A 23,115-nucleotide genomic window follows, 5' to 3' on the forward strand; every position below is an offset into this window, starting at 1 on the left:
TATGTTTGAAATTAATCCCATAAAAAATAAAATTGCCGATCTCAGTGAGCGTACGCACGTACTGAGGGGGTATCTTTGACTTCGATAGCAAAGTTGAACGTTTAGAAGAAGTCAACGCAGAATTAGAACAACCTGATGTATGGAATGAACCTGAAAAAGCACAAGCATTAGGCAAAGAACGGGCAAGCTTAGAAGCGGTAGTCAATACCATTAAGCAACTTGTGCAAGGTTTAGAAGATGTGGATGGTTTATTAGAATTAGCCATTGAAGGCGAAGATCAACAAACTTTTGATGAAGCCGTTGCAGAATTAGATGAACTTGAACAAAAGCTGGCATTGCTAGAATTCCGTCGTATGTTTAGTGGTCAACATGACACCTGCGATTGCTATGTGGATTTACAAGCGGGCTCTGGCGGTACAGAAGCGCAAGATTGGACAGAAATGTTATTGCGAATGTACTTACGTTGGGCAGAAAGCAAAGGCTTTAAAACTGAATTAATGGAAGTTTCTGACGGTGATGTTGCAGGTTTGAAATCTGCGACTATTCGCGTTTCAGGGGAATATGCATTTGGTTGGTTACGCACAGAAACAGGTATTCACCGTCTAGTGCGAAAAAGTCCATTTGATAGCAATAACCGTCGCCACACATCATTTGCTGCAGCATTTATCTATCCTGAAATTGAGGATGATATTGATATTGAAATCAACCCAGCGGATTTACGTATTGATGTCTATCGTGCTTCAGGCGCAGGCGGTCAGCACGTGAATAAAACGGAAAGTGCGGTGCGAATTACCCATATTCCAAGCGGAATTGTCGTGCAATGCCAAAACGATCGTTCACAGCACAAAAACAAAGATCAAGCGATGAAGCAACTTAAAGCAAAACTTTATGAGCTTGAATTACAAAAGAAAAATGCGGATAAACAAGCGATGGAAGACAGCAAGTCTGACATTGGTTGGGGAAGCCAAATTCGCTCTTATGTGTTGGATGATTCACGTATTAAAGATTTACGAACTGGAGTTGAAAATCGCAATACGCAAGCTGTATTGGATGGCGATTTAGATCGCTTTATCGAAGCCAGTTTAAAAGCAGGATTATAATCAATTTGCACAATATTTGTGCTTTATAAATTAGGAAATAATATGACAGAACAAAATCAAGAATTAGACTTTCATGGGGAAATGTTGGTACGCAGAGAGAAATTAAAAGCGTTACGCCAAAAAGGCAATCCATTTCCAAATACATTTCGTCGTGATGCATTAGCTCAACAATTACATACTGAATATGACGAAGCTGATGGCGAACAATTAAAAGAACAACATATTGAAGTTGCAGTGGCTGGACGTATTATGACCCGTCGTATTATGGGTAAAGCAACTTTCATCACCATTCAAGATATGAGTGGACGTATTCAACTTTATGTTGCACGTGATAATTTAGCAGAAGGTGTTTATGCTGAAGATGTTGGTAACTGGGATTTAGGCGATATTGTCGGTGTTAAAGGTACGTTATTTAAAACAAAAACCAATGAGCTGACAGTAAAAGTGAGCGAAGTGGAATTGCTCACAAAAGCATTACGTCCATTACCAGATAAATTCCATGGTTTAAGCGATCAAGAAACCCGCTATCGTCAACGCTATTTAGACTTGATTTCTAATGAAAATTCACGCCGCACTTTTGTGATTCGTTCAAAAGTGATTGCAGGTATTCGTGAATATTTCATCAATAAAGGCTTTATTGAAGTTGAAACCCCAATGTTACAGGTGATTCCAGGTGGTGCCGCAGCTCGTCCATTCGTTACCCATCATAATGCTTTAGATATTGATATGTATTTACGTATCGCCCCAGAGCTTTACCTAAAACGCTTAGTAGTTGGTGGTTTCGAGCGTGTGTTTGAGTTAAACCGTAATTTCCGTAACGAAGGGGTTTCTGTTCGCCATAACCCTGAGTTTACTATGATAGAATACTATCAAGCTTATGCGGATTATCATGATTTAATGGATAATACTGAAGAATTATTACGCAAATTAGCCATTGATATTTTAGGTACAACCATTGTGCCTTATGGCGATTTAGAATTTGATTTTGGTAAACCATTTGAGCGTATCACAATGCATGATGCGATCTTGAAATATGGTGCAGATAAAGGCATTGTAAAAGATGATCTTTATGATATGGATCGTGCAAAAACATTGGCAAATAAATTGGGAATCGAAGTTCAAAAATCTTGGGGATTAGGCTCAATTGTAAATGCGATTTTTGAAGAAGTAGCTGAACATCACTTAATTCAACCAACATTCTTAATGGCTCATCCAGCTGAAATTTCGCCATTAGCGCGCCGTAATGATGAAAATCCAGAAGTGACCGATCGTTTTGAATTATTTATTGGCGGTCGTGAAATTGGTAATGGTTTCTCAGAATTAAATGACGCTGAAGATCAAGCTGAACGCTTTGACGCACAAGTAGCCGCAAAAGATGCGGGCGATGATGAAGCCATGTTTAAAGATGATGACTTTGTTGTTGCATTAGAACATGGTTTACCACCAACAGCAGGCGAAGGCTTAGGTATTGACCGCTTAGCAATGTTATTTGCTAATGCCGCGTCAATCCGCGATGTGATTTTATTCCCAGCGATGAAACATAAATCATAATAAAATTGACCGCACTTTTAAGGGCTGAATTAAATAATTCAGCCCTTTTATTTAACCCTCGGTCAGTTACTAATTTCATTAGTATCTATTTGAAATAATAGAAAATAGCTTCACGTTATTTAATCCCTTTCCTTTCTATCATTTCAAGTGCTTTACAACTCGATTCGTCGCCCGCCTTACAAGAACGTCTTAAATAATCTTTGGCTAATGGAATCTGTTTGTCCGTTCCCTCACCATAAAAATAAGCAATACCAACTAATTTTAAACCTTTCGGATCATTTTGGCTCGCAGCTTTTTCAAACCAACTTAACGCTTGTTTATAATCTTGTTTAACACCTTGACCTGCTTTATACATCATGCCCAAATTAACCTGAGCTTTAGTATGCCCCTGTTCTGCGGCTTTGTAATACCATTCAGCAGCTTCTTGATAATCTTGGTTGACACCTAATCCTTGCTCAAGCATAAAAGCTAAATTATGCTGAGCCATCACGACACCTTGCTTCGCGGCTTTTCTGAACCATTCCTCTGCAGCAAGATAATCTTGCTTTACACCTTCACCTGAAAGATAGGACATTGCTAAATTATATTGCGCCAACGGTACTCCTTGTTTAGCGGCTTTTTGATACCATTGAAATGCCTGTTGAACATCTTTTTTAACTCCAACACCCTCATCATACATCAACGCCAATTGATACTGAGCATTTGCGAATCCGTTGTTAGCTGATTTTGTAAACCATAATATAGCCTGTTGAAAATCCTGTTTCACACCAACTCCATTCTTATACATAACGGCTAAATTATGTTGCGCCATTGGAATACCATGTTCAGCGGCTTTTCTAAACCATTTCTCCGCAGCAAGATAGTCTTTCTTAACACCATCTCCTTCAATATACATTGTCCCTAAATTATATTGCGCCATTGCGAAATCTTGCTCTGCTGCTTTTTGGTACCAATATGCTGCTTTTGAACTATCTTTCTTTACTTTTTCATAAAGTAGAGCCAAATTATATTGAGACATACTGTATCCTTGCTCTGCCGCCTTTTGATACCATAACATCGCTTTTTGATCATTCTGCTCGATACCCTCTCCCCTATCGTACAGCAATCCAATATTATGTTGAGCAACACTCATTCCTTTATCCGCCAAGGGTTGCCAAAATTTTAATGCTTTAAGATAATCCTGATCCTGATAAGCGGCATTACCTTGATCAATCTGTTCTTTATCAGTAGCTGCGATCACAAACTGAGATGTAAAAATAGAAAGGCACAAGCTAACAAGCAAATATCTAACAAGTCTCATCATACTCCTCTGAATAAAACACAAATACAAAATTTAAACGAGCTTAGTTTAAGCTAACCATACTGTACATTGCATTAAGAATTTAATATATACTATCAACACAATCTTATTTCATTTTCTAGGAATTCTATGCACGAACTCTCTCTTACTCAAAACATCATTGAAATTGTTGAACAACAATGTAAAGAAAATCATGCCAATAAAGTGACTGATATTTGGCTCGAAATCGGACCACTTTCTTGTGTTGAACCAAATGCAATTGAATTTTGCTTTGAAGTCAGCACTCAAGGCACCATAATGGAAAATTGCCAGCTACATTTTATTCCCATTTCTGCTCAAGCTTATTGTTGGCAATGTGCTAAATTAGTAGAAATTAAAGCACATCATGATAGCTGCCCGATTTGTAACTCATCACATTTACAAGCTCAAACAGGCAATGAATTACGCATCAAAGAAATTGCTGTCGAATAATAAAACTAAGCATAAAAAAACCGCACTTTCATCAAAGTGCGGTTTTATTTTACTTCGTTTTACAATTAGAATTGACCGGTTAAATTCAAACCCACATTCCAATATAATTGACTTGAATAGGCTTTTGTAATACTTGGCATTAAAGATACGCGGAAAGTATCATTCATTTTATACTCCACGCCTGAAGCCAATGTTAAAGCAGTTTTTGGCATTTTGTGATCCAACTTCACTTCACCTAAATAAGGATTATAAGCGCGGAAAGTTGGGTTATCTTGGTGAATACGCTGTTCCACTTCAATAGAACTTAACCAATTTAATTTATCAGTTACTGCCTTATTATAGTTCACGCCTGCGAAAAGTGCGGTGTCTTTATAAGTCATTTTGTCATAACTAATTGGGAAACCCTGCGCATTATCACTAAAGCCTTTTTGTGCAATTTTTCCATGACGAACACCTAAGAACCAACCGAGTTTGTCCTCATTCAACTTGTGCTCTTGACCCAAAGTTAAAGATAACATACGACCTTTTAATTTAGTATTGCCTTCAGCAAATTCAGTACCAACCAAGGCTTGACGTTGCACATCCATATTATAGCGGCTGAAACTTACTGCTGGACGAATATAGAATTCACTGTTATCCGCTTTATGTTTCCATTCGGCATATAATCCTACGCCAATATTGTTATGTGCACGTCCATAGCTTGCTTGTAAACGATTATAAACAGAATGTTCAACAACAAATCCTGCCGAAAGGTTATCTGTAAATTTATAAGCTGCGCTCACCCCTACTCGCACATCACGTGACTTGCCCTGACCGCTTAAACCTGAACGTAAAGACACACAATAATGCCCTTCGCCTTGTTCAACATCACAGCCTTTCAACAGGCTGATTAAACCATAACGTTGGAACTCCATTGCTTTGAAACTATCCAAACCAACTTTTGCAATTGTTTCTTTGGTTTTATTTGGATCTAAAATAATTACCGATGGCTCTTCAGGTTTTATTTCTGGAGTTGGCTCTGGCTGAGGTACTGGCTCTGGTTTTGGATTTTTGATTACACGCCACAGGGTTGGTACATATTTACCTTCCGCGTTAGCAGACATACCGGACATGACTGAACCATCATAGCTCATTGAATAAATCACGCCGCCATCACTTACTTTTCCACCTAAAGTTCCTACATCTTTGCTTTGTTGCCAGTTTGTGCCATACCAAATTATTGGGCGCATATCAACAAGCGGGAAACCTAGAGAATCCAACTCTTCCCCATTAAAGCCTATACGGGGATATGTATTTGCCCAACCACGACCAATAGCACCACCTAACACAGAACCATCATAGTTTGAAGCATATAAAAATACGTTCTTACCATGACCTGAAATTTCAGATTTCACACCATAATCTTGACCAGAATAAAGAATCGCTTTACCCCAACCACCTTTATATACAACTTTTCCATCTGGACTCATTAAAGCATTAGCTTCTAATGGATAAGAAAGACTAGGAAAAAAATGTTCAGGATCAACTACTTCAGAAAAGTCTAATACCACATTTGAAGCTAAATTATTACCATAATAAACCAACGCACTATCACTGTTATATTGTGTATTATTGTTATTAAATAACCAAACAGAGCCATCATGATTTACTTGAGTAAGAGAAGCTGTGCCTGCATTTATTTCTCGAATAATATTATCTGGGTTTTGAGGATCTCTTAAGCGATAGATAATAGAAGGGTCTCTCGGAAGAGAGCCAAGAGGGTTATCTGATGATGAATATATTGCACCATTACCAGCAACGCCAATAATGAGATCACCATTTTGTAGCTGATGTTCATTCCATTGACCATTTTCAAATTTATTAAATCTTACTTCATCCGCAATAGCAATACTTCCATCTTCGCTAATACTCGGCATTAGCACGCCAAAGGCGCCAGCACCTATTTTATGCTTGTTAGAATAACCTTCCCCGTAAAAAATAGCCCCTTCAGCTTCCCCATTTCCAAGGGTATTAATTAATAAGGTTTTTCCATCACCACTTAATACTGGAATAATAAATTGAGGGAAGTTTAAATAATGCTCTGGATGAGGAAAATCTACTTCTGAAACGTTAGATGTCTTAATTTCATCCACTTCAGCTGTTGTAAATGGACTTGCATAAAGCACTGAGGATGAAAGCATAGTAGCAACTAATATCGCTACGGATGTTTTATTAAATGTCATAAATTCAAACCTGTATAAAAAATAAAAAAATTCCATCCTATTTAGGATAGCAAATAGGCAATAAATTATAATTCTTTACAAAAAAAAACAATTTTTTAACACAATATACTTAAAAAAACTTCACCAAAAAACACCGCACTTGAATAAAAGTGCGGTGCTATTTTTAATAATTTTTATATTAAGCCACTAATGCGGTTTCTTTTAAGCGACCTTTCAGTTTGCTGTATTCAGTTACCACATAATGTTCTGCCCAGTTTTGATCTTCAATTTTCTCGATTCTCACTGCACTATATTTATACTCTGGTGTTCTTGAACCTGGGTTTAAATGTTCTGCAGTTAATTCGTTACATTTTCCGATCCACCATTGGTAAGTCATGTAGCAAGCGCCTCTGTTAGTACGAGTACTTACATCTGCACGAGAAATAACTTTACCACGTGATGAGGCAATCCAAACTAAGTCATTGTTCTTAATGCCGAGTTCTTTCGCATCTTGATCATTCATTTGAACAAAGCCTGGTTCATCAGCTAATGCAGCTAATGCGCGGCAGTTACCAGTCATTGAACGGCAAGAATAGTGACCTACTTCACGAACCGTAGAAAGTACAAGAGGGAATTCTTCTGATACTTCTTCCATTGGTGGTTCCCAATCACAAGCAAAGAAATCCGCTTTACCGTTTGGACGGTCAAACACTTGGCCTTTATACAAGTATTGTGTACCTTGATCTTCAGGACCTTCATCATAGCAAGGCCATTGGATATAACCCATGCCTTCCATTTTTTCGTAAGTCGCCCCTTTATAGATTGGACATAACTCACGTAATTCGTCCCAAATTTCTTTGGTGTTATTATAGTGCATTGGGTAACCCATTGCGGTTGCCATTTCACTAATAATTTGCCAGTCATCTTTCACATCGCCAACTGGTTCAACTGCTTTATAGAAGCGTTGGAAACCGCGATCTGCTGCACTATAAACACCTTCGTGTTCCGCGCAAGATGTAGCTGGGAAAATAACATCAGCTTCCGCTGCAGTCTGAGTCATAAAGATATCTTGTACAATGATGAATTCAAGATCTTTGAATGTTTGTTTCATTGCATTGAGATCTGGCTCAGTTTGCAAGGTGTCTTCACCCATAATATAGAATGCTTTTAATTTGCCTTCGTGAACCGCATGTGGTACTTCACTCAGTGGCACACCTGGTTTAGGATTTAATTCAGGCACGCCCCAAGCTTTCGCAAATTTCGCCATCGCTTCTGGGTCACTTAAGCTTTGATAACCAGGTAATGTGTTATATAACGCACCCATATCACAAGCGCCTTGTACGTTGTTTTGACCACGAACAGGGTTTACGCCTACATTTGGTTTACCTAAGTTACCAGTTAACATTGCCAAGCTTGCTAATGCACGTACGGTTTCAACACCTTGACGGAACTGACAAACCCCCATACCCCAAAGGATAGTTGCGGTTTCAGCTTTAGCATAAGTGCGGGCAATTTCACGCAACATTTCAGGCTCAATACCTGTGATATGTTGTGTACTTTCTGGTGTGTAATTTTTAACGACTTCATAGAAAGAATCGAAGTTCTCTGTATGTTCGTCAATGAATTTTTGATCGTGTAAACCTTCTTCTAAAATCACGTTCATCATTGCATTTAAGAATGCAACGTTACTACCGTTCGCCAACGGAGCATAAATATCCGCAATACGAGCAGTTTCAATTTTACGAGGGTCACAAACAATGACTTTTGCGCCTTTTTCTTTCGCGTGGTTAATACGTCTCGCCACAATTGGATGTGAGGTTGAAGCATTATAACCAAAGATAAAGAGACATTTTGTATCTTCAATTTCAACAATTGAGTTGGACATTGCGCCGTTACCGACCGACTTGAGCAGACCTGCTACAGATGGGCCATGTCAAACGCGCGCACAACAGTCAACGTTGTTATTTCCTAATACAGCACGAGCGAATTTTTGCATAACGTAGTTTACTTCGTTACCAGGTCCACGAGATGAACCCGTTACCATAATCGACTCTTTACCGTATTTTTGTTGAATCTCTTTTAAACGATTCGCTGAGTAAGAAATGGCTTCTTCCCAAGTTACTGGTGTAAACGGTTCACCACGTTTATAACGAATCATTGGTTGAGTAAGACGAGGAGTTAGGATTTTTGTATCATGGACGAAATCCCATCCATAATAACCTTTGAGGCAAAGTTCACCCTCATTGGTTTTTCCGTTTGCACCTTCAGCACCCACAATTTTATTGTTTTCGACCAATAAATTGATCTTACAACCTGAAGCGCAATACGGACAGACAGTTATTACTTTTTTCATAATCTTGTCCCTTGTTAAACGAAAAATAAAAGAATAAGTTAATCACTCAAATAATGCTTAGCTTACGAATACATCATACGCTAATTTTAACTATATTCACTCATAAAAAATAAGGTTTTATTGATTCAAAACAGTTTTTCTATAATTTTTCTATTTTGTCGAGTTGATTTTCCTTGATTAAAACGTATAAATTTTTCACCGCACTTTTTACTTTATCCGTTAAAGGAAACATGAAAGACACTACATCCGGCTGAATACCGACAAACACCACTTCTTCAATATCATCTTCTAATTGTTCAATAAGAAAATTCAGTGGCATATTATGTGTACTCATAAAAAACATATCGGCGATTAATTCCTTGTCAATCACTCGAATAGCTCCAACCTCCTGCTCCATATCTGTGGCATCCACAATTAATAAACGCTTTGGCTTCATTGCTCGAACGGTATGAGCATGATTTTCAGGTGCAGAACCACCATCTAAAATAGCCCAATTTTCAATAGGATCCTCTTGCATTAATTGAAATAAATAAGGACCTGCCGCATCATCGCCCATCATAGAATTACCAACGGCTAATAATAGATTATCCATTGCGGTTCCCTCTATTTATCACGACGTTTAACCATGATATACATCACTGGTTCACGTTGAATTGAAGCTAATGTATCCAACAAAATTTCAGCCCATTGAGAATGAAGTGCGGTGAAATTTTGCTTATTTTCATCTAACGCTTTTGCTAATAAATTAACATGGCTGCTATCAATGACAATTTCCCCAAATTTTATTAACCCGGTTAATTTACGGCGAGCTTCACCTTCAGGGAAACTTTCAACAAATTGTTGATAATCTTGATAATCAGCAACAATCAATTTTTTAAAGCAATCAATAACGCCAACATGATGCCCGATGGCTAATGAGTAATACATCACCTCTTGAGCTGCGGTTGGCATTTGATCATCATTTTCAACAAAACGTTGGTTTAATAGATAAAAAATTACATCGCTTGACATAGTTGGAACTCCTTAACATACAGCTTTGGTCTTTATTTACCTTTTCAAATAGCCCTTACCAAGTAAGGGCTATTGAGTATGACCTATTATTTATGTGTCTAGCCTGAGAATGGTTGGCTAATACGATGTAAGCGGTTGATAATCTCGCTCAAACGCGGATCAGCTTCTCTTTCTAAGAATTCACCAATACGCACACCAAAAGGTACAGGATCTTTTTCCACCATCATTGCCATAAATTTATCAGCAATATCGCCACCTTGACGATAGCCAGCTAAACGGCGAGCTTCACGTTCAAGGGTAACACGTAAATCATGTGGAATTTCAGGGAAACGAATTTTAGCTTCCGCTGAAGGATCAGCAATTTCTTGCTTACCTTTTAATTTTTGATCGAGCAAACCAAGCGCCATTGCAAAACCATAAATTGTTGCAGTTGGCGTTGGAGGACAACCAGGAATATACACATCAATTGGTACGATTTGATCTGATCCACCCCATACACAATAAAGATCGTGGAAAATACCACCGCCACAACCGCAAGCACCGTAAGAAATACAAATTTTAGGATCTGGAGCTGCTTGATAAGCACGCATTGCAGGTGTTCTCATTGCACGAGTTACCGCACCTGTGAACAATAAAATATCCGCATGACGAGGTGACGCAACCACTTTAATACCGAAACGCTCCGCATCAAAGGTTGGTGTGATTGTACTAAAAATTTCAATTTCACAACCGTTACAACCACCACAGTCCACACGATAAACATAAGCTGAACGTTGAATATCTTTCAGCAATGTTTCTTTCATTTTTGCAATGCTTTCATCAATGGTAAAGGGCGTAGAAATACCATTTACAGGCATTGGGATTTGCGTATTCATTATTCTGCCCCCCCTACTAATTCAGCTTCTTTTACTTTAAGCGCGGTCAAATCTAACGACATATTTTGATGACTGTAATCAATAAGTTTTGCATTCATTTTTTGTTCCATATTAGCTGTTTTTTCCAAGCTATTTTGGCGTTTACAGTCAGGGCAAGTATGCAATACATGTAGTTTTTGATTGATTTGCTCTGGACTATCTGCTTGCTGTTTCAACAAGTCAATTGCATAGTTTAATTCTTTATAAGAAGTAAATGGCTGATGACATTGTTGGCAAGTTGTCGTTGCAAAAGTTGTTTCTTGGAACAAATCTTGTTTGTTTTTCACTGAAAGCTCAAACTCTTGCGTCAAACGAATTGCTTTAGTCGGGCAAACTTCTTCGCAACGACCACAGAAGATGCAACGTCCTAAAAAGAGTGACCAAGTGCGATCACCCTGTTCTGGATTCGTCCGCATCGTTAACGCATTTGCAGGGCAAGCAATAGTACAAGCACCACAAACAATACATTGATCGGAATTTAATTCAGGTTTACCACGAAAATCAGGATCCACTTCATATGGTTTAAATGGATATTTTGTTGTAGCATCGCCTGTTTTAAAGACGGTTTTTAATAACTTAAACATAATCCACTCTCCCTATTTCAATGGCGAATTTTTACGTTCAATGCCGTAACGCTCAATTTCTTTATAATCAACCGTTTTAGCTTTACGTTTACGCACATCAACAACAGTTACGCGGTCAGTACAAGAATAGCAAGGGTCAACACTACCAATAATTAATGGTGCATCTGAAACTGTGTTACCACGCAACATGTAGCGTAAAACTGGCCAGTTCGCATAGGTTGCCGCACGACAACGCCAGCGGAATAATTTTTGGTTATCCCCTAACATTGACCAGTGAATATCCTCACCACGTGGTGCTTCTGTGATACCTAAACCAAAACGACCCGGTGTATAGTTGAAGCCTTCAACCAATAATTCACCTGATGGTAAATTATCCACCATATAATCAATGATGTTCATGGTTTCAAATGTTTCGTTGATACGTACAGCTACGCGACTAAATACATCACCATTTTCTTCAGTGAAGATATTAAATGGCACATCGCCGTAACCTGAGAATGGATGGACACGACGCACATCGCGTGCAAATCCACTACCACGAACCATTGGACCAACAGGGCTATAATCACGAGCAACTTGGCGATCTAAGATACCAACACCTTTCGTTCTTTGATCGATATTTGGTGTATTCAATAAAATATCGCAAAGTTGTTGAATTTCTACACGCATTTCAGCAATGAGTTTACGACATTGCTCACGTTGATGTTTCAACATATCGCGACGGATACCACCAATTAAGTTGATACCATAGGTTTTTCTTGCTCCCGTCAATACTTCTGCTAATGTCATGGATTTTTCACGTACGCGGAAGAATTGCATGAATCCAGTATCAAACCCAGTAAAGTGGCTTGAAAGACCTAGGTTAAGCAAGTGACTGTGTAAGCGCTCAACTTCTAATAAAATAGCGCGGATCCATTGAGCACGAATTGGCACTTCAATACCTAAGGCATTTTCAACTGAGTTCGCATAAGCAACACTGTGCGTAAAACCACAGATACCACATACGCGGTCAGCTAAGAAAGTAACCTGATCGTAGTCCATTCTGGTTTCTGCCAGTTTTTCCATACCACGATGAACATAGAACAAACGATAGTCCGCATCAACAATGTCTTCACCATCGACAAATAATCTAAAGTGCCCTGGTTCATCAGAGGTAATATGTAATGGACCAATAGGAACAACTCGAGCTTCGCCTTTATCATTGACGAACTCATAGGTTTCTGTTGCCGTTGTTGGATCTGGGCGTAAACGATAGTCCATAGAATCTTTACGTAATGGATAAAGATCATCTGGCCAATCATCTGGTAACACTAGACGACGTTGGTCTGGTAAGCCTACTGCTCTTAAGCCAAACATATCGAACATTTCACGCTCTGCCCATACCGCGGCTTTAACACGAGGTGTAACAGATGGAAACTCAAGGCTAACGGGATCAACTAATGCTTTTATTGTAACAAAGCTTTTTACAATGCCTTCCATTGAAAGCACATAGTACACTGCAAAATGACCGTTAATAGAACGTTCATCATTAGCAAAAGCAAGTGGCAACCAACCTTCATGCTGATAATATAAATACTCCACCACATCAGGTAACATATTTGTTTTAATTGTAACTGTTACTTGATTTTCCGTAGACCATTCTTCATCAAGAATAGTATTTGGGAATTTTTGGTTTATGGCTTCAATATAATTTTTACCTAATGCGCGGCTCAAATTGACTGAATTATTTTTTGTTAACTCCATTTTTTCCTCCTACGGCGTTATTTGCCTAATGCTTGCCAAGGCAATACCAACATATCACCGAAAGAAACATTATCTTGACCAAGAATGATGCCTACTGAGTTTTTGACAAGTTGTAAAATAGGTTCTGCAATATGCAAGCCCATAATAAACATGATTAATAACAACAATGCCATTGCAACTAAAGAGGCCTTATTCCCATCCCCCACAACAACAGTATCATCTGGTTTACCTAATACTGTTTTCAGTACCATTCTAGCAAGACCAGCCAATACGATAGTGAGCAAGATCAAACAAATTGTAATTAGCCAAAAATGTTCAGTCGAAATACCCGCAACCACAATACTAAATTCACTAACGAATACATTAAACGGCGGAATACCACCTAATGCTAAGGCGCCAGCAGCAAATAAAATGGCTGTAATTGGTGATACTTTCCATAATCCTCTAATCTTGTTCATATCTCGCGTTTTATATTTCAACAAGATATTCCCTGAAGTACAGAATAATAAGGTTTTTGCTAAACTATGGTTAATTGTATGCAATAAGCCTGCTAAGATACCTAATGGACCACCTAAACCAAAAGCAAAGCTAATTAACCCCATATTTTCAATACTTGAGTAAGCTAATAAGCGTTTAATATCTGATTGAACGATAATAAACAATGCCGCAATTGCCACTGAAAGCAAGCCAAATACAAGCATGAGCATTTGCGGATAAGTAAAGCCAACTGTTTTAGAGATAATGGTGTAATAACGTAATACAACGAGCATTGCACAGTTTAGTAAAATACCTGACAGAATCGCACTCACAGGGCTTGGCGCTTCACTGTGTGCATCTGATAACCAAGTATGCATTGGGAATAAACCACATTTCGTACCAAAGCCAACTAATACAAAGGCAAAGGCTAAATACATTAAGTTAGGATTTAAGCCTTGAGCTTGTGTATTAATGGAAGACCAGAAAATGGCCTGACTTGGATCTGTTAGTAAGTTCGTTGCATTAGAATAAGTCAACAATGTGCCGTATAAACCAAATGCTACCCCAACAGAACAAATCATGATGTATTTCCATGATGCTTCTAATGAAGTTCTTTGGTTATAGATACCCACTAAGAAAGCAGAAGTTAAGGTTGTCGCCTCAATAGCCACCCACATTAAAATGATGTTATTCGTTGTTACTGCAAGTAACATAGTACCGAAGAACAGATGCAAGAAACCGTAATAGTAAGAATAGGTTCTAAAATCAATATGTCCTTCTTCCAATTCGGTATTCATATAACCGATAGAATAAACACCAGCTAAAGTTCCAACGACACCAATAATGCCGACAAACAATGCAGATAAACTATCAATATAAACCCAATTTCCCCAAGCGATAAGGACTTGTTCATTTAACACCCCAAAGACCACTTTGAGCGAACAAATGAACATTAAGCCTAATCCTGTAATATGAAGTGCGGTACAAATTACATGACTTTTTGTTTTGGCAACAAAGAAAAATGCCAATCCCACTAAAAAGGGAATAATTAATAACGCATTAATCCATTCCAACATAGCGTTACCCCCGTAATTCCGTTAATTGTTTTGCATCTAATGTATGCAAAGTACGGTAAATTTTAAGCACTAACATCGCCATAATAACCACAGCAAATAAGGCATCTGTCGCAATACCAATTTCGACTAATTCAGGCGCTTTGTTAGCTAATAATGCCAATGTTAAATGTGAACCATTTTCCATTAAGCAATAGCCAAATACCTGTTTGAGAATGCTACGTTGGCTCACAATGCACATTAAACCGATCAAAAAGTGGCTCAATGATACAGACAACGCAGGTTTCAAACTATCAGCCAAAGGGAGCTCAACCGAAGTTGTTGCCAAGTAAGATAGCACAATAATTGCTGCTGTAATTGGTAACAACCATGCTGCATTCAATGAAAGTGTAGGAACTGTGCTTTCATCTACTTTCTTCGCTGTGTAGTATAAAATTGCTGGTACAATCAATACTTTAGTTACAAAAGCACTGATTGACCACATGTAAAGTTCATGGGCATCCATCTCTGCGGCTAGGAATACAAACGTCCCCACAAGCACTAAAGACTGTGCCATATAAAGTGCGGTAGCTTTTTTCGTCGTTTTTTCCATAATGACGGCAAGAGAAGTCAGGATCAACAAACCAGCTAACGTATTTATCATCAACATAATCCGCTCCTTAATTCAACCAAGGGGTTTCTAACCAATAAGCCGCGATGAAGCTTGAGCAAACAGACATTACCATTAATACCACTAATACAATATTCATTGTTGTTGTTAATGGCTGTGCGTTTTCTACTTCTTCTGACGGTTTGCCTACCACACATTGACCAAATTTATACAATAACCAAACAAAAGTGGCTGTACTTTCAATGAGTGCTAACACCATTAAGAATGCAATCCAACTATGTGCTGAACCTAATTCAAAACCGGCAGCGAATAATGGGAATTTACTGAAGAATCCGTTAAATGGCGGCACCCCAGAAATTGCTAATGCGGCAATCCCAAAACCCGTACCAACTAATGGCATTTTTTGCATAATACCTTTTAATCTTGGCATTGAGCGTGTACCTGTTGCATAAGCTAAAGAACCTGCAACAAGGAAGAATAAGCTTTTTGCGAACGCATGGTTGAAAATGTAAGCAATTGCGGCAATCAACGCTAATTTTGAACCTAAGGCGAAAAGCGATAACCCAATGAAGATATAAGAAAGTTGTGTAATAGTTGAATAAGCTAATAAGCGTTTTAAATCGGTTTGCGGTAAGTACATTAAGAAACCGTAAATTAAGGTAATCATTGCCATGATTAAACCGACATTACCAACGATTTCAGGTACATCACCAGCTGACATCAATGCGCGAGCAAAAATATACACCCCAACTTTAACCATAGAAGCAGCGTGCAAATATGCACTCACAGGTGTTGGTGCTTCCATCGCATTTGGTAACCAAATTTGCATTGGTAATTGTGCTGATTTACCCCAAGCCGCAAACATCACACCAAATAAGACGATGGTTTTCGCACTTGGATCAAGTTGCTCCAACGCCATAATAGAGAATGTGCCTGTTTTGCTAAACAAGAAGGCCGCTGCGATATATAAACCAATTGCCCCGACGTGAGTAATAATTAACGCTTTCATCGCTGAAGCTTGCGCTTTTGGTGTTTGGTAATAACTGATTAATGACCAAGAACAAGCACCGGTAATTTCAAAGAACAATAATTGACCAATTAAAGTTGATGAATAAACCAATCCAGCCATTGCCCCGATGAAGATGAGCAAGAAAGCATAGAAGCGAGGCATTGGTGCATGAGCATGTTCTTTATTCAAAGTTGTTAAGTAACCACAAGAATAAAGGACAATTAAGAACCCAAGACCAACCACAACAAAACCAATTAAGGTACTCACTGCATCAAAGGTAAAACCCCATACAGTTGTATCGCCAAATTTCAATACATCAATAGATAAGGTGCTTGTTGCAGCGCCTTTCCATAAGCACGCTAAGATAACAGTCCCCAACGTTGCTATTGCAGAGAAAATAACGGCTAGACGAGGGAAAAGTTTTTCATTTTTAACCAATCCAACGATAAAAGCACCGATAAATGGAAGAATGATTGTAAATAGAGCTAAATTTTCCATTTTTTCCTCCTTACAATCCAATCAAATAGAAAACAAATGCCAGTACGGAAACGCTAAAGCCAATGATGGTTAAACGTCCTGCTAACATAAAACGTGTACGAGCAAGGGTATTTTCAAATATACAAGCCAATACAAAAGCAACGATTAATTTTAAGAAGAAAGCTATCGCACCTAAAAATACGCCGCTAATGGTAATTTGTTCAGCTGCACCGAATGGAAGTAATACGCTCACAAAGATTGACGCAACAACCATTGATTTAAGGCTTAGACCCACTTTAATCAGTGCAAACGCTGGACCTGAATATTCTGTTAAAGGACCTTCTTGTAACTCTTGCTCCGCTTCTGCTAAATCGAATGGAATTTTTCCCATCTCAATAAAGATAGCAAAGGCAGCGGCTACAAGAGCAACAACAGTTGCACCTGGATAACCCCAAGTTTGTGTGCCTAATACAGTAGAAATCACACCAAAGTTAGTTGAACCAGCAACTAATGCGATAACTAATAAAGACAACATTAAGATAGGCTCAACAAGAACACCTAAAGTAACTTCACGACTTGCACCAATATTAGAGAAAGAGCTGTTGCTATCTAACCCTGCAATAGAAAAGAAGAAACGGAATAATGCAAAGAGATAAATAGCCGTAATCAAGTCGCCACCAGCACCAAAAGGAGAAGCGTGAGTAAACATAGGCAAACTCATTGCTACTACAAGTACAGTACTGATTAAAACATAAGGCATTACTTTTGAAACTAAACTTGCATTTTCAGGATAAATGTTTTGTCGTTTCATCAACTTAACAATATCACGATAATCTTGTAATACGCCAGGACCACGACGGGATTGAATTCTAGCTCTAATCATTCGAGAAATACCCGAAAACAATGGCGCTAAGGCTAACAAAATGAGCGCTTGAATTAATCCTAAAATAAACATTCCACCTGATGTAGCAATTTCTGAAGGTAAATTAATCATAATCCTCCCTCCCCTACATAGATGCGGCTACAGCCAATAAAATTACCAGTGCAACTACGAAATAAACGCAATATACACGGAAGTCACCTCCTTGTAGCCCTTGGATTTTAGACGCTATACGAGGAATAAAATGGGCAATTGGCATTGTGACTTTATCTTCCCAGAATGGCTCTGCTTGAGTCGCACCTTTAATCACTGCATCAATACCTTTTTGGCTTAATGGTGCAGGGTCAAAGGTTTTACGAATTGTGTAAAGTGGTTTAAACATCGTTCTTAATGGACGGGTGAAACCGCCAGCTGAACTTGCCATTTCGGCTTCATATGCATAACCACAAGCCCAAGGATTGCCTTTTGCACTATCAGATAAACGTTTATCTTTGGTGAAGCTATATAACGCGAAAGGTACCGCGAAGAACGCGATAAGCATAATAGCCACCATAGGAGTAGAAAGTGCGGTGTATGGTTCTGGACTTGAAACAACAGTACCATTTTCTGCAAGAGGGAAACCATTTAGACCTGAAAGTGCGGTTGAAATTTTTGCAATTACAGGTGTAATAACTGAAGCACCGATACCTAACAACACACAGCATACAGCAAGCACCGCCATAGCGATTAACATTGGGCGAGGGACTTCTCTTGCTTGCGCGGCTTTTTCACTACGAGGCGCACCACCGAAGCTAATACCATATACTTTAACGAAACATAATGCCGCTAATGCACCAGTTAACGCTAGCATAATAATTGCCACGGGGCCTGCAATTTTGAGCACCACTGAATCAGTTTGGCTTAAAGTAAATAATGATTGATAGGTAAACCATTCACTGACAAAACCATTAAATGGTGGTAATGCGGAAATCGCCATAGTACCAATTAGGAAGCAAAGTGCGGTGTAAGGCATCAATTTGCCTAAGCCACCCATTAAATCCATATCTTTAGTATGTAAGCGATACATCACAGAACCTGCGCCAAGGAATAATAAACCTTTAAACACCGCATGGTTTAATAAGTGATATAAACCACCCAACAAACCAACAGTTGCAAGAATTGGATTTTGAATTGCGATACCAATCATACCAACACCCACACCCATCATAATAATACCGATGTTTTCAACTGTATGGTATGCAAGTAAGCGTTTGATATCATGTTCTGCAAGTGCGTAAAGTACCCCTAACACAGAGGACACAGCACCAAAACCAAGAACAATCACACCAAACCAAAGGTTATCTGCACCAAGTAAATCAATGCCTACTTTAATGATACCGAAAATACCGATTTTAACCATCACACCGGACATTAATGCAGACGCATGAGAAGGCGCTGCTGGGTGAGCTTTTGGTAACCAGCCATGTAACGGAATCATACCTGCTTTTGCACCGAAACCGAGGAAAGCAAGCATAAAGACAATGAAACTAAGTACTGGGGAAAGTTTTGTTTGACGGAATGCTTCAAATTCAAAGCTACCTGCGTAGCAGTAGAAAATAAAGAAGGCTATCATAATCAACACTGAACCGGCATGGGCAATGAAGAAGTATAATAAACCTGCATTGGTTGCATTATCATCTTGCTCTGTTAATACTAAGAAGTAAGAAGCAAGCGACATCATTTCAAAAAAGACTAAGAAAAAGAATGCATTGTCTGTTGTCGCCAATCCCACCATTGACGCAATAAACATATTCATAAAAAAGCCCATTGTTCCTGCACCTTTCCCTTTATATTCTTGTACATAGGAGAAGGAATAAATCGCAGTAACAATGACGAGTAAGGAAATCACACACACCATAAATGCAGCTAAACCATCCACTCGGATAGAATAAGGCGCAAAAGAAAATGGTGTTTCAAACAGCATGGTTGCCGTTTCGTTGCTGATAAGTACAGGGGCTGCGGCTAAGATGCCTAACACTCCGCCCAAAATACTGGTCACGCCAGATATATTGATCGAAAGCTGTTCATTTTTACTCATATACAAAGAAATGAACGCGCCGATGACATAAATCAACAAGGCAGTGATGAGCAAAATTATGGTACTCATAAGGTCACTCCATTGATTAAAGTTGGAAACAATTAACGTGGAATTACAGGCGAACTGGTCATTGCCATTTCACGTTTACGTTTATTAGCTTCTTCAATACTTTCGTCGCTAATAATAAATAGCGTCTTCGTTGGACAAGTTTGTACACAAGCTGGTCCTTCTGGACGGAAGTAACAAAGGTCACATTTTACCGCAATGGCTTTTACACCCGGCTGCCATGCTAACATATTACCAACATTGGAATTATCTGGAGAAACACGAACATCACGTTTTACTGCATCAGTAAAAGTAAAATGTTCGTAATAGGTCGGTGCATCAATTGGACCACTACCATGCTGTGTAATTGCACCAAACGGACAAGCAATACCACAAAGTTTACAGCCGATACATAGACCTTCATTTAATTGAATAGTATCTCCTTCGTGCGTAATTGCATGAACTGGACAAACTGTCTCACAAGGTGAATCATCACAGTGGCGACATAAAATTGGTACAGTCACATCATCATTACGCATCACTTGAAGACGTGGAAAAGATTGCAATCCAAAGGCTTTATGCACTTCACTACAAGCTGCCATACAAGTATTACAGCCAATGCAGTCTTTGGGATCGCCTATAACAAAACGGTTCATATAGTTTTCCCCCTACTAAAAATTAGTGATAAAATTCAAAAAAAGTTTGACCGCAAGTGTCCACTTTTTTTGTAAGGATACTACCAATATTTACCAAATTTCACCGGAAAAATTATTTTTCCTTGATTAAGATCATGAAAAAATTACTTTTCATATTTTTTTAACAAAATTGAAATTTTCTTTTAATATCATTAAGTTAAAATAACGTTATTAATGTAAAAAAAATGTTTTAGATAAAAATAATTATTATTTTATTTACAGGAAAAACAAGGATATGCAAGGGATAGAATTACGCATTAAAGGGAAAGTTCAAGGGGTTGGATTTCGCCCTTTTGTTTGGCTATTAGCCAATAAATATCAGTTTCATGGCGATGTTTGTAATGACGGACAAGGCGTATTAATTCGACTGTATCAACCTAATATTTCTCATTTACAACAGTTTTTAAATGAGCTGACAACAACCCTTCCTCCTCTAGCGACTATTGATGAGGTTATTCAAAGTGCGGTGCAATTTTCGCAAATTTCAACGAATACATTCATTATTCGAGACAGTGAACAAAGTGTTATGAATACGCAGATTGTACCTGATGCTGCGACTTGTCCCGATTGTTTGAAGGAATTATTTGATCCACAAAACCCACGTTATTACTATCCTTTTATAAATTGCACCCATTGCGGTCCACGTTTTACCATTATAAAAGCCATTCCTTATGATCGCCTTAACACATCAATGGCAAATTTTCCTTTGTGCACAAAATGTAAACAAGAATATGACAATCCAGCAGATCGCCGTTTCCATGCGCAACCCAACGCTTGTCCACAGTGTGGCCCACAAATTTGGTTACAAGATAAGGAACATCAGATTGCCACACAAAAAAATGCACTAAAACAGACCGCACTTTTATTGCAACAAGGAAAAATCGTTGCCATTAAAGGATTGGGCGGATTTCATTTAGCCTGTGATGCGAGTAATTCAGAAGCGGTGAAATTATTACGCCAACGTAAACATCGCCCCACAAAACCCTTAGCGATTATGGTGCCAAATCACCATTTTTTGCAGCAATTAACGCCAGAAGAAACGCAACAACTCACAAGCTCAGCAGCCCCCATTGTCTTGTTAGCCAAACATAAAGTGCGGTCTATTTGTGATGAAATTGCGCCTAACTTACGTGAAATTGGTGTGATGTTACCAAGTAATCCATTGCAACATTTGTTGCTAGCCGAGATAAATATCCCCTTAGTGATGACTTCTGCCAATGCGAGTGGTCAACCACCCGAATTAGATAATCAAAGTGCGGTGAAAAATCTAGCACATTTAGCTGATTTTTATCTTTGTCATAACCGAGATATTTTACAACGCGCTGATGACAGTATCTTGCGTGTTGCCTTTGATGGTTTAGAAACGATACGTCGAGCTAGAGGTTTTGTACCTGATGAAATTCAACTTTCACAAATGAGTGAAGATGCAGTGCTAGCAATGGGCTCAGACTTAAAAAATACGTTCTGTTTGTTAAGACAGAACAAAGCGACCGTTGCTCAGCATATTGGCGATACAGCAAATGAACAAATTCAACAACAATTACAACAAAATATCGCTCTCTTTGAACAAATTTATCAATTCAAAGCAGATAAAATTGCCATTGATAAGCATGCAAGCTATTTTTCTAGCCAATTAGGCAAACAATTGGCACAACAATATCAAATTCCACAGATAGAAATATTACATCATCATGCTCATATTGTCGCAGTAATGGCAGAACATCATTGTGACAACAAAGTCATCGGCATTGTGATGGACGGAATTGGCATGGGGGAAAATGGGCAACTATGGGGCGGAGAATGTCTATTCGCCACAACAACCGAGTGTAAACATTTAGGTGGATTGCCTGCAGTTGCTATTGCAGGCGGCGATTTGGCAGCTAAACAACCATGGCGTAACTGGCTTGCTCATTTGCAACAATTTGTGCCTCATTGGCAAGAAATCATGCAACAAAGTTGTGCTGATTTACCTTGGGAGCCTCTCAGTAAAGCGATAGAAAAAGGCATTAATTCACCGTTAATTTCCTCTACTGGACGCTTATTTGACGCAGTCGCTTATGGTTTAGGTATTGCACCGACACATCTCTCTTGGGAAGGTGAAGCTGCTTGTCAATTGGAAGCATTAGCGAGCCAATCTCAATTTTGTCATCAAAGTGCGGTGGAAAATCAGCCTATTTTTAAAGTTAAAATGCCGATTAAAGATAATCAATTAGATTTAGCTGTATTTTGGCAATCTTGGTTAAAGGAACAAGCCGAGCCTGCAGATAAAGCCTATATATTTCATTATGCACTTGCTCAAGGCTTTGCTTCGCTTGCTAGACAACAAGCTGAAATCCACGACTGCGATACAATCGTGTTCTCAGGCGGTGTGATGCACAACCAGCTACTACGCCGCTTATTAAAACAGCAATTATCTGATTTTAATGTGCTAACTGGTCATAAATTCCCAATGAACGATGGTGGTTTAAGCTTAGGGCAAGCGGTTATTGCTGCCCAACAAAAGTAAAATGAGCTAAAAAAGCACCGCACTTTTACTTTTCATTA

At 38.7% G+C, this 23,115-nt stretch carries 18 protein-coding genes; 4 read left to right on the forward strand and 14 right to left on the reverse strand.

Going from position 1 to position 23,115, the window contains the following annotated elements; genetic code table 11:
- Window position 1: 1 nt before the first annotated feature.
- Together prfB and lysS are read left to right on the forward strand one after the other, a co-directional pair.
- Window positions 2-1,100, forward strand: a protein-coding gene (prfB, locus tag ACUXZ4_RS08410; protein ID WP_464972760.1) for a peptide chain release factor 2 whose coding sequence is annotated in 2 segments (ribosomal slippage) — window positions 2-76 and window positions 78-1,100 — 1,098 coding nt in all. Because the reading frame shifts where the segments join, the coding sequence is not laid out codon by codon here.
- A gap of 42 nt (window positions 1,101-1,142) precedes the next feature.
- Complete coding sequence (lysS, locus tag ACUXZ4_RS08415; protein ID WP_464972761.1) at window positions 1,143-2,651, forward strand: lysine--tRNA ligase; 1,509 nt, start codon at window positions 1,143-1,145, stop codon at window positions 2,649-2,651.
- A 115-nt stretch (window positions 2,652-2,766) separates the two neighbouring features.
- Here the strand turns inward: lysS and ACUXZ4_RS08420 are convergent, their stop codons facing one another.
- Complete coding sequence (locus ACUXZ4_RS08420) at window positions 2,767-3,954, reverse strand: SEL1-like repeat protein (protein ID WP_464972762.1); 1,188 nt, start codon at window positions 3,952-3,954, stop codon at window positions 2,767-2,769.
- A gap of 126 nt (window positions 3,955-4,080) precedes the next feature.
- On the opposite strand from ACUXZ4_RS08420, the gene hypA reads away from it, so the two are divergent.
- Entirely contained in the window at window positions 4,081-4,422 is a 342-nt protein-coding gene (gene hypA / locus ACUXZ4_RS08425; protein ID WP_464972763.1) for a hydrogenase maturation nickel metallochaperone HypA, read from the forward strand.
- Between the two features lie 65 nt (window positions 4,423-4,487).
- On the opposite strand, the gene ACUXZ4_RS08430 is transcribed toward hypA, so the two are convergent.
- The 13 genes from ACUXZ4_RS08430 to ACUXZ4_RS08490 form a co-directional block, all read right to left on the reverse strand.
- Window positions 4,488-6,644: an autotransporter outer membrane beta-barrel domain-containing protein gene (locus tag ACUXZ4_RS08430; protein ID WP_464972764.1), complete on the reverse strand. Its 2,157-nt coding sequence runs from the start codon at window positions 6,642-6,644 to the stop codon at window positions 4,488-4,490.
- 178 nt (window positions 6,645-6,822) lie between these two features.
- Window positions 6,823-8,976: a formate dehydrogenase subunit alpha gene (gene fdhF / locus ACUXZ4_RS08435; protein WP_464974023.1), complete on the reverse strand. Its 2,154-nt coding sequence runs from the start codon at window positions 8,974-8,976 to the stop codon at window positions 6,823-6,825.
- A 139-nt stretch (window positions 8,977-9,115) separates the two neighbouring features.
- On the reverse strand, window positions 9,116-9,568 hold the full coding sequence (gene hycI, locus ACUXZ4_RS08440) for a hydrogenase maturation peptidase HycI (RefSeq protein WP_464972765.1): 453 nt from the start codon (window positions 9,566-9,568) through the stop codon (window positions 9,116-9,118).
- Window positions 9,569-9,579: 11 nt separating this feature from the next.
- Window positions 9,580-9,987, reverse strand: coding sequence for a formate hydrogenlyase maturation HycH family protein (locus ACUXZ4_RS08445; RefSeq protein ID WP_464972766.1), 408 nt, complete (start codon window positions 9,985-9,987; stop codon window positions 9,580-9,582).
- A gap of 98 nt (window positions 9,988-10,085) precedes the next feature.
- Complete coding sequence (locus ACUXZ4_RS08450) at window positions 10,086-10,862, reverse strand: NADH-quinone oxidoreductase subunit B family protein (RefSeq protein ID WP_464972767.1); 777 nt, start codon at window positions 10,860-10,862, stop codon at window positions 10,086-10,088.
- Window positions 10,862-11,485 carry a formate hydrogenlyase complex iron-sulfur subunit gene (locus tag ACUXZ4_RS08455; RefSeq protein ID WP_464972768.1) on the reverse strand — a complete coding sequence of 208 codons (624 nt, stop codon included), beginning with the start codon at window positions 11,483-11,485 and terminating at the stop codon, window positions 10,862-10,864. Before ACUXZ4_RS08455 ends, ACUXZ4_RS08450 begins: the two co-directional genes overlap by 1 nt.
- A 12-nt stretch (window positions 11,486-11,497) precedes the next feature.
- Window positions 11,498-13,228, reverse strand: a complete 1,731-nt coding sequence (locus ACUXZ4_RS08460; protein WP_464972769.1) for a hydrogenase large subunit — start codon at window positions 13,226-13,228, stop codon at window positions 11,498-11,500.
- Window positions 13,229-13,245: 17 nt separating this feature from the next.
- Window positions 13,246-14,781 carry a hydrogenase 4 subunit F gene (locus ACUXZ4_RS08465; RefSeq protein WP_464972770.1) on the reverse strand — a complete coding sequence of 512 codons (1,536 nt, stop codon included), beginning with the start codon at window positions 14,779-14,781 and terminating at the stop codon, window positions 13,246-13,248.
- 4 nt (window positions 14,782-14,785) lie between these two features.
- A complete protein-coding gene (gene hyfE / locus ACUXZ4_RS08470) occupies window positions 14,786-15,427 on the reverse strand; it encodes a hydrogenase 4 membrane subunit (RefSeq protein WP_464972771.1) in 642 nt (213 codons plus the stop codon).
- 10 nt (window positions 15,428-15,437) lie between these two features.
- Window positions 15,438-16,895, reverse strand: coding sequence for a hydrogenase 4 subunit D (locus tag ACUXZ4_RS08475; RefSeq protein ID WP_464972772.1), 1,458 nt, complete (start codon window positions 16,893-16,895; stop codon window positions 15,438-15,440).
- Between the two features lie 10 nt (window positions 16,896-16,905).
- Complete coding sequence (locus ACUXZ4_RS08480; protein WP_464972773.1) at window positions 16,906-17,868, reverse strand: respiratory chain complex I subunit 1 family protein; 963 nt, start codon at window positions 17,866-17,868, stop codon at window positions 16,906-16,908.
- Window positions 17,869-17,881: 13 nt separating this feature from the next.
- Window positions 17,882-19,900 carry a hydrogenase 4 subunit B gene (gene hyfB, locus ACUXZ4_RS08485; protein ID WP_464972774.1) on the reverse strand — a complete coding sequence of 673 codons (2,019 nt, stop codon included), beginning with the start codon at window positions 19,898-19,900 and terminating at the stop codon, window positions 17,882-17,884.
- A gap of 32 nt (window positions 19,901-19,932) precedes the next feature.
- On the reverse strand, window positions 19,933-20,532 hold the full coding sequence (locus ACUXZ4_RS08490; protein ID WP_464972775.1) for a 4Fe-4S dicluster domain-containing protein: 600 nt from the start codon (window positions 20,530-20,532) through the stop codon (window positions 19,933-19,935).
- Window positions 20,533-20,806: 274 nt separating this feature from the next.
- On the opposite strand from ACUXZ4_RS08490, the gene hypF reads away from it, so the two are divergent.
- Complete coding sequence (hypF, locus tag ACUXZ4_RS08495) at window positions 20,807-23,077, forward strand: carbamoyltransferase HypF (protein WP_464972776.1); 2,271 nt, start codon at window positions 20,807-20,809, stop codon at window positions 23,075-23,077.
- The last annotated feature ends 38 nt before the right edge of the window (window positions 23,078-23,115 follow it).

This window comes from Reella acinonychis (assembly GCF_052828705.1).

What these genes read in the sequence shown, in the direction of transcription:
- lysS (WP_464972761.1), top strand. Translation starts at nt 1,143, where the DNA reads ATGACAGAACAAAATCAAGAATTAGACTTTCATGGGGAAATGTTGGTA.
- ACUXZ4_RS08420 (WP_464972762.1), bottom strand. Translation starts at nt 3,954, where the DNA reads ATGATGAGACTTGTTAGATATTTGCTTGTTAGCTTGTGCCTTTCTATT.
- hypA (WP_464972763.1), top strand. Translation starts at nt 4,081, where the DNA reads ATGCACGAACTCTCTCTTACTCAAAACATCATTGAAATTGTTGAACAA.
- ACUXZ4_RS08430 (WP_464972764.1), bottom strand. Translation starts at nt 6,644, where the DNA reads ATGACATTTAATAAAACATCCGTAGCGATATTAGTTGCTACTATGCTT.
- hycI (WP_464972765.1), bottom strand. Translation starts at nt 9,568, where the DNA reads ATGGATAATCTATTATTAGCCGTTGGTAATTCTATGATGGGCGATGAT.
- ACUXZ4_RS08445 (WP_464972766.1), bottom strand. Translation starts at nt 9,987, where the DNA reads ATGTCAAGCGATGTAATTTTTTATCTATTAAACCAACGTTTTGTTGAA.
- ACUXZ4_RS08450 (WP_464972767.1), bottom strand. Translation starts at nt 10,862, where the DNA reads ATGAATACGCAAATCCCAATGCCTGTAAATGGTATTTCTACGCCCTTT.
- ACUXZ4_RS08455 (WP_464972768.1), bottom strand. Translation starts at nt 11,485, where the DNA reads ATGTTTAAGTTATTAAAAACCGTCTTTAAAACAGGCGATGCTACAACA.
- ACUXZ4_RS08460 (WP_464972769.1), bottom strand. Translation starts at nt 13,228, where the DNA reads ATGGAGTTAACAAAAAATAATTCAGTCAATTTGAGCCGCGCATTAGGT.
- ACUXZ4_RS08465 (WP_464972770.1), bottom strand. Translation starts at nt 14,781, where the DNA reads ATGTTGGAATGGATTAATGCGTTATTAATTATTCCCTTTTTAGTGGGA.
- hyfE (WP_464972771.1), bottom strand. Translation starts at nt 15,427, where the DNA reads ATGTTGATGATAAATACGTTAGCTGGTTTGTTGATCCTGACTTCTCTT.
- ACUXZ4_RS08475 (WP_464972772.1), bottom strand. Translation starts at nt 16,895, where the DNA reads ATGGAAAATTTAGCTCTATTTACAATCATTCTTCCATTTATCGGTGCT.
- ACUXZ4_RS08480 (WP_464972773.1), bottom strand. Translation starts at nt 17,868, where the DNA reads ATGATTAATTTACCTTCAGAAATTGCTACATCAGGTGGAATGTTTATT.
- hyfB (WP_464972774.1), bottom strand. Translation starts at nt 19,900, where the DNA reads ATGAGTACCATAATTTTGCTCATCACTGCCTTGTTGATTTATGTCATC.
- ACUXZ4_RS08490 (WP_464972775.1), bottom strand. Translation starts at nt 20,532, where the DNA reads ATGAACCGTTTTGTTATAGGCGATCCCAAAGACTGCATTGGCTGTAAT.
- hypF (WP_464972776.1), top strand. Translation starts at nt 20,807, where the DNA reads ATGCAAGGGATAGAATTACGCATTAAAGGGAAAGTTCAAGGGGTTGGA.